At 66.6% G+C, this 12,643-nt stretch carries 14 protein-coding genes; 9 read left to right on the top strand and 5 right to left on the bottom strand.

Going from position 1 to position 12,643, the window contains the following annotated elements; genetic code table 11:
- Window positions 1-127 precede the first annotated feature (127 nt).
- The 4 genes from rplK (at window position 128) to ASF79_RS02145 (ending at window position 3,229) form a co-directional block, all read left to right on the top strand.
- Window positions 128-559: a 50S ribosomal protein L11 gene (gene rplK, locus ASF79_RS02130; RefSeq protein WP_055776148.1), complete on the top strand. Its 432-nt coding sequence runs from the start codon at window positions 128-130 to the stop codon at window positions 557-559.
- Between the two features lie 82 nt (window positions 560-641).
- Complete coding sequence (rplA, locus tag ASF79_RS02135; protein ID WP_055851413.1) at window positions 642-1,331, top strand: 50S ribosomal protein L1; 690 nt, start codon at window positions 642-644, stop codon at window positions 1,329-1,331.
- A gap of 250 nt (window positions 1,332-1,581) precedes the next feature.
- The gene (locus tag ASF79_RS02140; protein ID WP_055851416.1) at window positions 1,582-2,535 is read left to right on the top strand and encodes a hypothetical protein; all 954 of its coding nucleotides are present in this window, start codon (window positions 1,582-1,584) and stop codon (window positions 2,533-2,535) included.
- 163 nt (window positions 2,536-2,698) lie between these two features.
- A complete protein-coding gene (locus tag ASF79_RS02145; RefSeq protein WP_055851419.1) occupies window positions 2,699-3,229 on the top strand; it encodes a GNAT family N-acetyltransferase in 531 nt (176 codons plus the stop codon).
- A gap of 31 nt (window positions 3,230-3,260) precedes the next feature.
- Here the strand turns inward: ASF79_RS02145 and ASF79_RS02150 are convergent, their stop codons facing one another.
- A complete protein-coding gene (locus ASF79_RS02150; protein ID WP_055851423.1) occupies window positions 3,261-4,691 on the bottom strand; it encodes a DHA2 family efflux MFS transporter permease subunit in 1,431 nt (476 codons plus the stop codon).
- Window positions 4,692-4,767: 76 nt separating this feature from the next.
- Between ASF79_RS02150 and ASF79_RS02155 the strand changes: the two genes are divergently transcribed.
- A complete protein-coding gene (locus ASF79_RS02155; RefSeq protein WP_055851426.1) occupies window positions 4,768-5,454 on the top strand; it encodes a TetR/AcrR family transcriptional regulator in 687 nt (228 codons plus the stop codon).
- Here ASF79_RS02155 and ASF79_RS02160 read toward each other — a convergent pair.
- Together ASF79_RS02160 and ASF79_RS02165 are read right to left on the bottom strand one after the other, a co-directional pair.
- A complete protein-coding gene (locus ASF79_RS02160) occupies window positions 5,451-6,890 on the bottom strand; it encodes an RNB domain-containing ribonuclease (RefSeq protein WP_235500602.1) in 1,440 nt (479 codons plus the stop codon). The genes ASF79_RS02155 and ASF79_RS02160 overlap by 4 nt on opposite strands.
- A 55-nt stretch (window positions 6,891-6,945) precedes the next feature.
- On the bottom strand, window positions 6,946-7,968 hold the full coding sequence (locus ASF79_RS02165) for an NADP-dependent oxidoreductase (protein WP_235500603.1): 1,023 nt from the start codon (window positions 7,966-7,968) through the stop codon (window positions 6,946-6,948).
- Window positions 7,969-8,193: 225 nt separating this feature from the next.
- Here ASF79_RS02165 and ASF79_RS02170 point away from each other — a divergent pair, with 225 nt between their 5' ends.
- Window positions 8,194-8,859, top strand: coding sequence for a DUF998 domain-containing protein (locus ASF79_RS02170; RefSeq protein ID WP_235500604.1), 666 nt, complete (start codon window positions 8,194-8,196; stop codon window positions 8,857-8,859).
- Here the strand turns inward: ASF79_RS02170 and ASF79_RS02175 are convergent.
- On the bottom strand, window positions 8,840-9,469 hold the full coding sequence (locus ASF79_RS02175; RefSeq protein ID WP_326938946.1) for a YqaJ viral recombinase family protein: 630 nt from the start codon (window positions 9,467-9,469) through the stop codon (window positions 8,840-8,842). The genes ASF79_RS02170 and ASF79_RS02175 overlap by 20 nt on opposite strands.
- A 96-nt stretch (window positions 9,470-9,565) precedes the next feature.
- Here ASF79_RS02175 and ASF79_RS02180 point away from each other — a divergent pair, with 96 nt between their 5' ends.
- Window positions 9,566-10,405: an NAD-dependent epimerase/dehydratase family protein gene (locus ASF79_RS02180; protein WP_055776121.1), complete on the top strand. Its 840-nt coding sequence runs from the start codon at window positions 9,566-9,568 to the stop codon at window positions 10,403-10,405.
- Window positions 10,406-10,417: 12 nt separating this feature from the next.
- Window positions 10,418-11,344, top strand: coding sequence for a TolB family protein (locus ASF79_RS02185; protein WP_235500605.1), 927 nt, complete (start codon window positions 10,418-10,420; stop codon window positions 11,342-11,344).
- Here the strand turns inward: ASF79_RS02185 and ASF79_RS02190 are convergent.
- A complete protein-coding gene (locus ASF79_RS02190; RefSeq protein ID WP_055851434.1) occupies window positions 11,335-11,766 on the bottom strand; it encodes a DUF4190 domain-containing protein in 432 nt (143 codons plus the stop codon). The two genes, ASF79_RS02185 and ASF79_RS02190, sit on opposite strands and share 10 nt — an antisense overlap.
- A gap of 324 nt (window positions 11,767-12,090) precedes the next feature.
- Here ASF79_RS02190 and rplJ point away from each other — a divergent pair, with 324 nt between their 5' ends.
- Window positions 12,091-12,603: a 50S ribosomal protein L10 gene (gene rplJ, locus ASF79_RS02195; protein WP_044441564.1), complete on the top strand. Its 513-nt coding sequence runs from the start codon at window positions 12,091-12,093 to the stop codon at window positions 12,601-12,603.
- Window positions 12,604-12,643: the final 40 nt, after the last annotated feature.

A 12,643-nucleotide genomic window follows, 5' to 3' on the forward strand; every position in this document is an offset into this window, starting at 1 on the left:
TTACAGGGTTGTCCTCATACCGGCGCGCCTTCTGGCGTGCTGACGAAGTCGGCCACAAACCGCGTTCACCGAACGGCGGGAGAGTTCGCCAATCAGGGTGGACTCGACACAGATAAGGAAGAGAAAAATGGCACCGAAGAAGAAGGTTACCGGTCTGATCAAGCTTCAGATCAAGGCCGGCGCCGCCAACCCCGCACCGCCCATCGGGCCTGCGCTGGGACAGCACGGCGTCAACATCATGGAGTTCTGCAAGCAGTACAACGCAGCGACCGAGGCTCAGCGCGGAAACGTCATCCCCGTCGAGATCACCGTGTACGAAGACCGTTCGTTCACGTTCATCCTGAAGACGCCCCCGGCAGCAGAGCTCATCAAGAAGGCCGCCGGAGTCGCCAAGGGTTCGGGAACGCCGCACACCGTCAAGGTTGCGAAGCTCACCCAGGCTCAGGTCCGCGAGATCGCTGAAACCAAGATGGCCGACCTCAACGCGAACGACATCGCCGCCGCGTCGAAGATCATCGCCGGCACCGCCCGCTCCATGGGCATCACGGTCGAGGCCTAACTCCTCACCGCTTCACAGCACGACGTGGGAGAGCCAGCCAGGCTCACGTAAACCACACTCTTCAGATTCAGGAGAATCAGTTATGGCAAAGAATTCCAAGGCCTACAAGGCGGCGGCAGCAAAGATCGAAGAGGGCAAGGTCTACACGCCCACCGAGGCAATGGCTCTCGCTCGCGAGACCGGCTCGGCCAAGTTCGACAGCACCGTCGAGGTCGCTCTCAAGCTCGGCGTCGACCCCCGCAAGGCAGACCAGATGGTCCGCGGCACCGTGATTCTTCCTCACGGCACCGGTAAGACCGCCCGCGTCATCGTCTTCGCGACCGGTCCCGCCGCCGAAGCCGCCATCGCGGCCGGCGCCGACGAGGTCGGTGGCGACGAGCTCATCGAGAAGGTGGCCGCTGGCTACACGAACTTCGACTCGGCAGTCTCGACCCCCGAGCTCATGGGTAAGGTCGGACGCCTCGGTAAGGTCCTCGGCCCCCGTGGTCTCATGCCCAACCCGAAGACCGGCACCGTGACGCCCGACGTCGCCAAGGCCGTCAACGAGATCAAGGGTGGAAAGATCGAGTTCCGCGTCGACAAGCACTCGAACGTGCACTTTGTCGCCGGCAAGGCTTCGTTCACCGAAGACCAGCTCACCGAGAACGTGAAGGCCGCCCTCGAAGAGGTCGTCCGTTTGAAGCCGTCCTCCTCCAAGGGCCGCTACATCCACAAGGGCACGGTCTCCACGACGTTCGGCCCGGGCATCCCGCTCGACGTCAACGCCATCTAGGCTCAGCTTCACCCGAAAGGGCCGCTCTCGCATCGCGAGGGCGGCCCTTTCTGCGTGCCGCCCGCCTCTTCGCGGCGCTGCCCCGCCCTCGAGATGGCAGTTTCAGCGAGGTGTGGTGATCGACATGTCACGTGGCGTCAACGCAACTGGCAACTCGCAGAACTCCGCCACAGCTTCCGAGGGTGAGTAGCTCTCCACACGTGGCCCTCTGCCGAGTTGCTGGGGTGGCCGCACCTGACACCGTCAGAACATGTCCAGACCGTCACCCCTCCCAGAAGAGCTCGACTCGGGGATCTTCACCACTCGAGAAGCGCTGTCGCGCGGCGTCGGCCCGTCGAGATTGCGGGCTCGCGACATCGCCCACCCGTTTCGCGGGGTCAATCTCGTCTCCGCGCGGCAGCCGACTTTCGTGCAGCGTTGCCGCGCGCTGATGGAGGTCCTCCCGCCCGGGTCGTTCATCAGCCACGAATCAGCCGCGCGTCTCTTCGACTTTCCCCTTCGCTACAGAGACGAGCGCAGCATCCACGTCACGGTGCCCCCACCCCATCGGGCGCCCCGCCGTCGTCACGTCGTTGGTCACCGTCGCACTGTGATCGGCGACGAATGGATGCGGTCGGCCGGGTTCGCGCACAGCACCGCGTGCCGCGCGTGGCTGGAACTCGCGGGTTCGTCCCTGACTCTCGACGAGGCCATCGTCGTCGGCGACTACCTGGTGAGGCCGAGGGAGACTCGTAGGGGATACCGGCCGCTCGCTACCCTCGATGAACTGCGAACGGCAGCGGAACGTTCGATCGATCGCCGAGGCGCCCGCGTGGTCTCGGCCGCTCTCGAGCAGATCCGGGAGCGGGTCGATTCGCCGAAGGAGACGCAGCTGCGGCTTCTCCTGCTTCGGGCCGGATGCCCCGATCTCATCGTGAACGAGCCCTTACGCGATCAGTGGGGTCGCGTCGTCGTGCAACCCGACCTTCGCATTCGTGGCTTCAGGATCACGCTCGACTACGAAGGCGACCATCATCGAACGCAGCGTCGTCAGTGGATGCGTGATGTGCGGCGGTTCCGCCAGTTGGCGGGAGCTGAGATCGTCGGGCTTCGTGTCATCGCCGACGACCTGGAGCCACCGGGCGTCTACGAGTTCCTCGACGACATTCAGGGTGAACTCGACCGACAGGGCTGGATGGGACGGCTCCGCTATCGACCGAGTTGACACTGCGGTGGGGTACGCGCCTGCGATGTGACGGTTCAGGTCAACGGAAGTGGCAACTCGGAGCTCTCGAGTGCACGGAAGCGGCAACTCGGACCTGGCGAACGCTCCGAAGGGAGCATGGCGCGGGAGCGGAAGGGGGCGCGAGCAGCGGTATTCTGGGCCGATGGTTCTCTCTGTGCGGCGTGCTGTCGCTTCCGACAGCGGCGCGCTCGCCACGCTGGCCGCTGCTACCTTTCCGCTCGCGTGTCCTCCGCACACCACCGACGAGGCGAAGGCCGCGTTCATCGCCGCCCATCTCAGCCCGACGAGTTTCGACGGCTACCTCGCCGACCCGGCCCGTGACATCCTGATCGCCGAGGTCGAGGGCGAGGCGGTGGGCTACACGATGCTCGTGTTCGCCGAGCCGTCCGACCCGGATGTGTCGAGGGCGCTGACCGTGAGACCCTCCATCGAACTCAGCAAGTTCTACGTTCTTGCGGGGCATCACGGGCAGGGCATCGCCTCCGCTCTCATGGACGCGACGATCGCGACGGCGCACGAGCGTGGAGCGGCAGCGGTGTGGCTCGGGGTGAACGAGGAGAACGCCCGCGCGAATCGCTTCTACGAGAAGAACGACTTCGCCAAGGTCGGCACCAAGCGGTTTCTCGTGGGCGAGAAGTACGAAGACGACTTCGTGCGGGAGCGCGTGCTCTAACTGCCCGTCGACAGGCTGCGGGAGCAGGCGATCAGGCCACAGTCTCGAGCGCGGATTCGCGCACGGCGGGCGCCTCGTCGCGCAGTTCCGTGCCGCGTCCAGCGGGCAGGAACAGCGCGATGACGGCGGCGAGGGCCAGGGCGGCGGCACCGACGAAGACGGCCGGAACCGCGGCATCCACATACCCGGTCGGCGTCAGTTGGCCGCCGGCACCGGTGAAGACGGCGGTCAGCACGGCGATGCCGAGAGCGACACCGATCTCGCGCAGCGTGGAGTTCGTTCCCGACGCCTTGGCGTGATCGGCGGGAGCCATGTTCACCAGCACGGCCGTCGAGCTGGGCGCGAACACCAGGCCCATGCCGAGCCCCGCGAAGATGAAGCCGGGCAGCATGGCCGGGTACGTCGCATCCGGGGCCATGGTGGAGGCGAGCCAGCCGATGCCGATGGCGAGCGAGGCGAGGCCGGTGACGATCAGGATGCGCGTGCCCACCCGAGGCGCGATGAATCCGGCGAGCGGCGCCACCACCATGGGAGCCATCGTCCAGGGCATGGTGAGCACGCCCGCTTCGAGGGGTGAGCGGCCCTGCACGATCTGCAGGAACTGGATGAGGATGAACACCGCGCCGAAGGCACCGAAGCTGAAGATGAGCCCCACGGCGTTCGCGATCGAGAAGCTGCGGTCTCTGAAGAGGCGCAGGGGAAGCAGGGGAGCGGCCACCCGAGACTCCCGCACGAGAAAGAGGGCCATCAGCGCGGCGCCGCCGATGAGCGCGACGAGCACCTCTGCGCTCGCCCAGCCGGCGTCGTTGCCGCGCACGATTCCATAGACGATGCCGAGAATCCCCACGCCCGCGAGGACCACTCCCCAGATGTCCGCGCGCACCCGGGCGCCGAAGGAGTTCGGCAGTGCGGCGATGGCGAGAGGCACCGAGAGGATGCCCAGAGGAACGTTGAGCCAGAAGATGGCCTGCCAGTTCCAGCCCTCGACGACGGCACCGCCGATGAGGGGGCCGAGGGCGACACCGAGCCCGGAGATGCCTCCCCAGATGCCGATCGCGAGGGGACGCATGCGTGTGGAGACGGAGCCGACGAGAAGGGTGAGCGACAGCGGCATGATGGCGGCAGAGCCGGCACCCTGCACGGCCCGGGCCAGCACGAGCATCCACGGCTCGGTGCTGAGCGCGGCAGCTGCGCTCGAGAGGGTGAAGAGCACGATGCCGCCGACGAACACGTTTCGTCGCCCGAAGCGGTCGCCCAGGCTGACGAAGAGCAGCATCAGGGCGGCGAAGGTCAGGGTGTAGGCGTTGGTGATCCACTGCAGATCGGTGACGCCGGCTCCGAGTTCCTCGTGGATGACGGGCAGAGCGCTGGTCACGACCAGGTTGTCGAGGGTGGCCATGAAGACCGGCACCGACGCGGCGACGAGCGCGAGCCAGACGGGAATGCGGCGGGCGACGGTCATGAGTTCTCCATAGGATCTAAGTTAGTAATCAACTAATAACCGAGAGGCTAAGGTATCGGCTGATACCATGTCAAGCGTGACCACCGAAGCCCCGTCCGAGCGCCCCATTCGCGAACGCATGCCGGCCGCCGAGCGGCGAGAGCTGATTCTGGGCCACGCCAGCGCCGTCTTCGGTCGCACCGGCTACGCAGGCACGACGACCGAGCAGATCGCCCAGGCCGCCGGCATCAGCCAGCCCTACGTCGTGCGCATGTTCGGTACGAAAGAGAAGCTGTTCGTCGAGGTCATCGAACGCGCGCTCGCGAAGCTCATCGTGGCGTTCCGAGAGATCATCCGTCAGCGCGACGCGGGGGAGATCGCCGCAGACGAACTCGGCGCGAGGCTGGGGCAGGCCTACGTCGATCTGATCGAAGACCGGGGAATCCTGATGTCTCTGATGCAGGGGTTTATCCAGGGCCACGACGACGTGATCGGACGGCACGCACGCGCCGGGTTCCTCGAGATCTACCGGCTGCTGCGCGACGAGGCCGGGATTCCCGCAGACCAGGTGCGCAGCTTTCTCGCCGACGGCATGTTGATCAACACACTCCTCGCCATCGGACTGCCCGACAACTTCGAGGGTGACGAAGCGGCGACGGAGCTGATGAACCTCTCGTTCGGAGCCAAGCTCGACACCGTTCTCTGCGCCGCGAGCGACAACCAGGCACGCGACAACCAGGCGAGCGACAACCAGGCGCGCGACAAGCAGACGCGGCCTCTCTAGGCCACGAGCTCGAACAGAACTCGACCCGTCTCGATGACGGCCTCGACCAGGCGCACCCGTACCCGTTGGCCGGGCGTCAGGCTGCCCGCGCACTCCGCGTCGACGGCCGGATCGAGAAGCTGGACCACGCCCCGATCCTGCTTGGCCGAGATGACCGACGCCTCGAAGACCTCTCCGATGCGATCGGAGAGGATGGCGGCCTCGACCGCTGCGATCGATCGGTTGTCGAGCTGCGATGCACGCGAATCGGATGCCGCCATGATCTTGGGCAGGGAGGCCAGGGCGTCGCGGGCCCACTCCGGCGGCGCCTCACCCGCGCACAGTGCCTCGCAGACGACGAGGGTGAAGCGGTCGACCAGTCGGCGAAGGGGCGCGGTGGTGTGGGCGTAGGGCGCCCCGACCGCGGCCTGGGAGACCTGCTCGGGCACCTCGCCGTCGAAGGCCGTGTAGCCGGCGCCGCGGAACAGGGAGCCCGCAGCATGGGTGATCGCGAGCTGAAGGGGATCGTTCGAGTCGAGCGATGCGAGATATTCCCCGTAGGGCATAGAGGCGGGCCACGGGTGGCCGAGCGCCTCGGTGCGCAATCTGAATCGCTCGATCGTGTCGGGGTCGGGGGCGGGCATCGTTCTCAGAATGCCGACCCGGCCGGCGATCATGATGCGCGCCGCCTCCATGCCGGTGAGCAGCGAGATCTGAGCGTTCCACTCTTCGACCGGAAGCGAGGAGCGACGCTCGAGCGCGTAGTGGCCTTCGCTCGAGAAGACGATCTGCTCGGGTCGAGACAGGCTCGCGCCCCCGCGCTTACGTTCGAGCACGCGCCGGGCGGGGCCCACCTCGGCGAGCAGCATCACGGTCTCGTCGGCCGTCGCCGCATCAGGGCCCGCACTCGAATCGATCTCGCTCTGCGCCTCGACGTACGACAGCTGGCGAACGCTGCGGATGCGCGCACGCGACAGCTCCGTCGACAGCACGGCGCCGTCGGCGTCGAGCGAAAACCGCCATACGAATGCGCCACGCACCCGGTCGGGCAGCAGCGACGCGGCGTTCTCGCTGATGATCGTGGGGTGAAGCGGGATGCGCCCGTCGGGCGCGTAGAACGTCTGGCCGCGGCGTCTCGCCTCGTCGTCGATCTCGCCGAGCGGCTCGACGAACGCGGGCACATCGGCGATCGCGTAGCGCACGAGATAGCCGTCGCCCAGTCGCTCGATGTGCACGGCCTGATCGAGATCGGTCGAGCTTTCGGGGTCGATCGTCATGAACGGAACATCCGTGAGATCGGCCTCGGGCAGCGGGCTCGCCTCGACGACGCGCTGAGCCTCCGCCTCGACGGATGCCGGAAAGCCGTCGGGCAGGTCGAGCTCGGCGCGGATGGCCGCGATCGCCGTGGCGAGACGGTCGTCGGTGGATATCGTCAGCCGGAGCGAGGATCGGGTCACGCGCCCCAGCGTACGCGGCGCGTGCGACATGCCGGGCAGAAGGGGCGGCCGAGGCTCAGGGAACTTCGAGCACGAGCTTTCCGCGTGTGTGGCCCCGTTCGAGATGCGCGTGCGCCTCCGCGGCCTCGTCGAGTGGGTAGATCTCGGAGACGTGCACATGCAGGTCGCCGGAGTCGATGAGTCTCGAGATGATGGCCAGGCAGGCCGCGTCTGGCGACACGGAATACCCGCTCCACCGAACACCGGCCTCCTCCGCCTCTGTAGCGAGCCCGGGATGCCCGCCGGTCGGAACCGAGATGATCAGCCCGCCGTGACGGAGCGTCGCCAGCGAGCGCGTTCCGGTGTTGTCGCGAACGTTGCCGATGAGGTCGATCACCACGTCGACATCCGACACCCGATCTTCGAAGCGCGTCGTCGAGTAGTCGATGACCTCTTCGGCACCGAGTTCGCGCAGCCAGCTCACGTTGTTGCTCGATGTCGTCGCGATCACGCGGGCGCCGAAGTATGCGGCCAGCTGCACCGCCAGGTGGCCGACGCCGCCCGCTCCTGCGTGGATGAGCATCCGCTGCCCTTCGTGAGCCTTCGCCAGGTCGACGACGAGCCCCCACGCGGTGAGCGCCGCGGTCGGGACGGCCGCGGCTTCGATGGGAGTGAGTCGACGCGGCTTGCGGGCGACCTGCAGGCTCGGAACGGTCACGTACTCCGCGTACGACCCGAAGGTGCGCGGCGCGGCGCTGACGCCGTAGACCTCGTCGCCCGGTTTCAACGGATGCCCGTCGTACGGGCTCTCGACGACGATTCCGCAGAAGTCGCGACCGATGACGGTCGGATAGAACGGGATGGCGACGGACACGCCCGCGCCCGAACGGGTCTTCGCATCGATCGGGTTGATGCCGGCCGCGGACACCTTGACCAACACCTCGGAACCCACCCGGGCCGGCGTGGGCACCTCCGCCACGTGCAGAACCGACGGGTCTCCCGGCTCGTCGAACACGACCGCCCTCATCAGCGCAGGCGGTGACGACGGGGGAGCGCTGACGAGGTGAGGGGTGATCGAGTTGCTCTCGTGCGGCGTCATCGCTGGCCTTTCATCGACGGGGTCTGGGTATCCCGTGAGGGATTCTCGACGAGGCATATGCTGCCTGCCGAGCGTGAGGGTCGTTCGGGCTTCCCGCAGGCTCCAGTCAATCGCTCGAATGATTCACCGGTGTTACGACGGTGTTCCTTGGAAGCAAACAAACGAGACCGCGGGTACCATTCGCATATCGTGTCTTTCCGCCTTTCTCGCGCAGTGTCGCCCCGAGTGGCTCGCCCGCTGCTCGCTGTGGCGGCGGTGGCGGTGCTCGTCGGCCTCGTGCTGCTCTGGGGGGCACGCATCGCGGCGAATCGCTTCGTCTATGTGAGCGAACTCGGGGCAGACGGGGAGCCGACCGCCTGGGCGTTCCGCTGGTCGCTGCTGCTCATCGCCGTCGCCGCCCTCATCGTGGCCGCGGAGGCGACGCCCCTGCGCTCGCGCGTGCGCATCCTCGCCCTCATCACGCCCTCGGTCTCTCTGCTGATCGCCGGGGCCGCGTTCGCTCTCGCGTCGCAGATCACCTGCACCAGCGGGTGTCCGCTGCCGGTGGGTGCCTCGTTCACCTGGCAGGACTTCACCCACACGGTGATCGCCGTGCTCGGCTTCGCGGCGGCGTGCGTCGCCATGCTGCAGGTGGCGACGGCACGCGACCACCCGAGGCTCGCTCGCCTCTCGATGGTGTCGGCCGTCGTCGTGGCCGTGGTCGCCGGAACCGGCGGCATCCTGTCTCTCGCCCGATTCATGCAGCACCTGGGCGGCCTGCTCGAGTTCGCCGCGACCACCGTCGCCCTGCTGTGGCTGGCGATCCTCGCGGTCGCGCTACTCGCGGCCGTGCCGACAGAGGCGTCTGCGACGGCCGAGCGTGCGAGCCCGGTCAGCGGCCGGGTTGGATGAGCGCGAGTAGTCGGTCGGCCAGGTTCACGAGACGCGCGATCTCGTTCTCGTCGCGATCGACCCAGCGGCTCTGCGGCTCGGGGTCGACGGGCATGAAGTTGTCGTGCTGCTCCCACACCACGATGGTGCGCTCGGCGCCGAGCACGTACTGCTGCCACCACACCTGGCGCAGGTAGTGACGCGGAATCGAGCGCCAGGCCTTGTTCGTGGTCTTGATCTCGGCCAGCTCGATCGTTCCGTGCTTGGTCACCGCGACGCCGTCGGGAGTCGCCAGATGGCGCTTCTCTCCCTCGGCGTGGAAGAGGGATGAGCTGGGCAGGACTCCGAACATCGCCCGCACGTAGCGCGCGATGTGCGGCTCGCGGTCTTTGCCGTGGTCGGTGAAGATGTTGCCGCCGAAGCCGGTGCCGTTGATCTTGTCGTAGGCCACCGATTCGAGGTTCTGGGGGCCGGTGAGGCGGGCCACGTCGGTGGCGGTGACGCCGCGGCTGCGTGCTCTCAGCCATTCGACACGGTTCGTGCCGTCTGCGACGAGTCGATCGAGATGCGCGGGTCGGGCCGGCCGCTGCTCCTCTTCCCAGGGGAACGAGAGCATGGGCTGAAGAGTCACCTGCCTATTCTCGCTCACGACCGGTGACAGACTGGGGTGACGCGCTCGGTTTGACCATCGATGCCGAGCGCTCGCCTCACAACACGGGAGTTTTGAATGCGTATTGCACTGACCGGCGGTTCTGGAAAGCTCGGCAGCGTGGTGCTGCCGTACCTGCGCGAGCAGGGTCACACCGTCACCAACTTCGATGTCGTCGGCGAGCGGGGCTCCGGTTTCGTGCGCCTCGACCTGACCAACTACGGCGATGTCGTGGATGCCTTCCACAGCGTCGACGACGGACCCGACGGTTTCGACGCCATCGTGCACCTCGCCGCGATCCCGGCCCCGGGCATCCGGAGCGATGTGGTGACGTTCGAGAACAACATGCTCGGCACCTACCACGTGTTCAAGGCGGCCGAGCGGGCCGGAATCACGAACATCGTCTACGCCTCGAGCGAGACCGTGCTGGGGCTGCCCTTCGATGCTCCGCCGCCCTACATCCCCGTCGACGAGGAGTACGCGGCGCGGCCCGAGAGCACCTACTCGCTCGTGAAGCACCTCGAGGAGACGATGGCGATCGAGCTCACCCGCTGGAACCCCGAGCTGAAGATCGTGGCACTGCGCTTCTCGAACGTCATGCACGAGTCCGACTACGCCGAGTTCCCGTCGTTCGACGCCGACGCGCTTCTTCGCAAATGGAACCTCTGGGGCTACATCGACGCCCGCGACGGAGCTCAAGCCGTTCTCAAGGCCCTCGAGTGGCAGCACACGGGCTTCGACCGCTTCATCATCGCCTCGCCCGACACAGTGATGAGTCGCCCGAACTCCGAGCTGGTCGCCGAGGTCTTCCCCGGAGTAGAGACCCGGGGAGACCTCGACAACACCAACACGCTGCTGTCGATCGACAAGGCCCGACGCCTGCTCGGCTACGACCCGAAGCACAGCTGGCGCGACTGAGCAGGGTCCGGCATGACCTTCTTGACCTTGCAGACGCACCAGCGTGCCGAGCTGCGCGTGCACGATCTCGACGCGGGTAAGACGACCGTCGTGTTCAGCTCGACGGAGCGTTACGTCGAGGCGCCGAACTGGCATCCGGGCGGCGAGTGGCTCGTGCTCAACGTCGAGGGCGGCCTCGTGCGGCTGCGCGCCGATGGAACGTCTCCGCTGGAGACCATCGCGGTGCCGGAGCCGCTCGTGCTGAACAACGACCACGTCATCTCGCCCGACGGCGAGCACCTGCTGGTCTCGGCGAGAGACGGTCAGCTCTATCGCATCCCGTGGCGGGGAGGTGTCGCGAGCCGCATCACGGAGCCGCGCGACCCGGCGCTGCGTTTCAAGTACTACCTGCACGGGGTCTCGCGCGACGGTCAGACGCTGGCCGCCATCGGGGGCGGCCTCGACGCATCCGGCACGTGGGTGACCAACGTCTACACACTGCCCGCGGTGGGCGGGCCGCACACGCAACTCACCGACGACGCCTTCGCTGACGACGGCTGCGACTTCTCGGCCGACGGCGAGGCCATCTGGTTCAACTCGGAGCGCGCGGGGGAGTACCCGGGACACGCCCAGCTGTTCCGTATGGGCGTCGACGGCACCGGGCTGCAGCGCATGACGCACGACGACCGGGTCAACTGGTTTCCGCATCCGTCGCCCGACGGCCGACACGTGCTCTACCTCAGCTACCCCGCGGGTACGACGGGCCATCCGCCGAATCTCGACGTCGAACTGAGGCTGATCGATCTCTCGTCGGGAGACGACAGGGTGGTCGATTCATTTCTGGGTGGGCAGGGCACGACGAACGTGCCGGGTTGGTCTCCGGATGGCCGCCGCGTCGCCTACGTCGCTTATCCGATGACGCAGGCGCTCGCGGGAGGCAGGGGCGGCGATCACCGGTAGGAGCTCACTGCGCCGATGAAGCCGAGGAACAGCGCTCCGAAGAAGAGCAGTGCCGCGAGGGTGTAGCCGGCGAGGCCGATGTAGCCGAGAACGAGGCCGGCGATCGTGATGCCACGTCCCTCATCGCCCGTGCGCTTGATCTGTGCCAGGGCGATGTGCCCGGTGACTACGGGCACGATCGCGAAGCCGAGCACGCCGAGCACCAGGGTGACGATGCCCAGCACGTTCGTGGGGCGAACGGGCGGGTAGTCGTAGTGGGGTGAGGCGGGAGCGGTGGCCTGCGGCGCGGCGGGCTGCACCGGTGGCTGCTGCGAGGCAAACGTTTCGGAGGCGGGCAGCTGCGAGATCGGCAGTTGAACGGTGGTGTTGGCATCGGCGTCGGGAACGTTCGGGGTGTCTGGGGTGAGTGTCGAAGTTGTCATGCTTCAACGCTACGAACGAGGCGCGATCCGGGCATCCGACCGGGGATGTGTCTGGGTAGTACCACGGCATGATTCTGCCGTGCACTTGCATGGCTCCCGCGCATGACGTATGGTGAACGAAGCCAAAGACCGCCGGTTATCGCCGTGCCCGCATTCGATTCGTTCGAACGCAGACGCAGTGATCGAAGGTTCACGTCCGTGAAGACCTGCGCAGGAATACGTTAGTAAACGCACACTTGTGTGCATTCGCTCCGGCCTCCTGCGCCGGAGCTTTTTTTGTGGGGTGCGCCTGGGGCTACCGGCATTGAAACCACAAGGAGCGCCATGGCGAACAAGGAAGCCTCGGTTGCCGAACTCACGGAACTTTTCCAGAGCTCGACCGCCGTTCTGCTGACCGAGTACCGCGGTCTCACGGTCGCCCAGCTTAAGACGCTGCGCGGCACCCTCCGTGAGCACGCTAGCTACGCCGTGGTAAAGAACACGCTGACCAAGATTGCGGCCAACAACGCCGGCATCTCGTCGTTCGACGACGAACTCGCCGGCCCGTCCGCCATCGCTTTCGTTCACGGTGACCCTGTCGCCGTCGCGAAGTCCCTGCGCGACTTTGCCAAGGCAAACCCTCTTCTCGTTGTGAAGGGCGGTTACTTCGACGGTAACCCCCTGACCGCCGAAGAGGTCTCGAAGCTCGCCGACCTCGAATCCCGGGAGGTGCTGCTTGCGAAGCTCGCAGGCGCCTTCAAGGCCTCGTTGTTCGGTGCCGCATACCTCTTCAACGCACCGCTGTCGAAGGCCGTTCGCACGGTCGATGCGCTGCGCGAGAAGCAGTCAAGTAACTAATTCCATTTCACAAGTTCGTTCCCTGAGCTTGTCGAAGGGG

Source organism: Agreia sp. Leaf335, from assembly GCF_001423605.1.
Classification (GTDB): Bacteria; Actinomycetota; Actinomycetes; order Actinomycetales; family Microbacteriaceae; genus Agreia.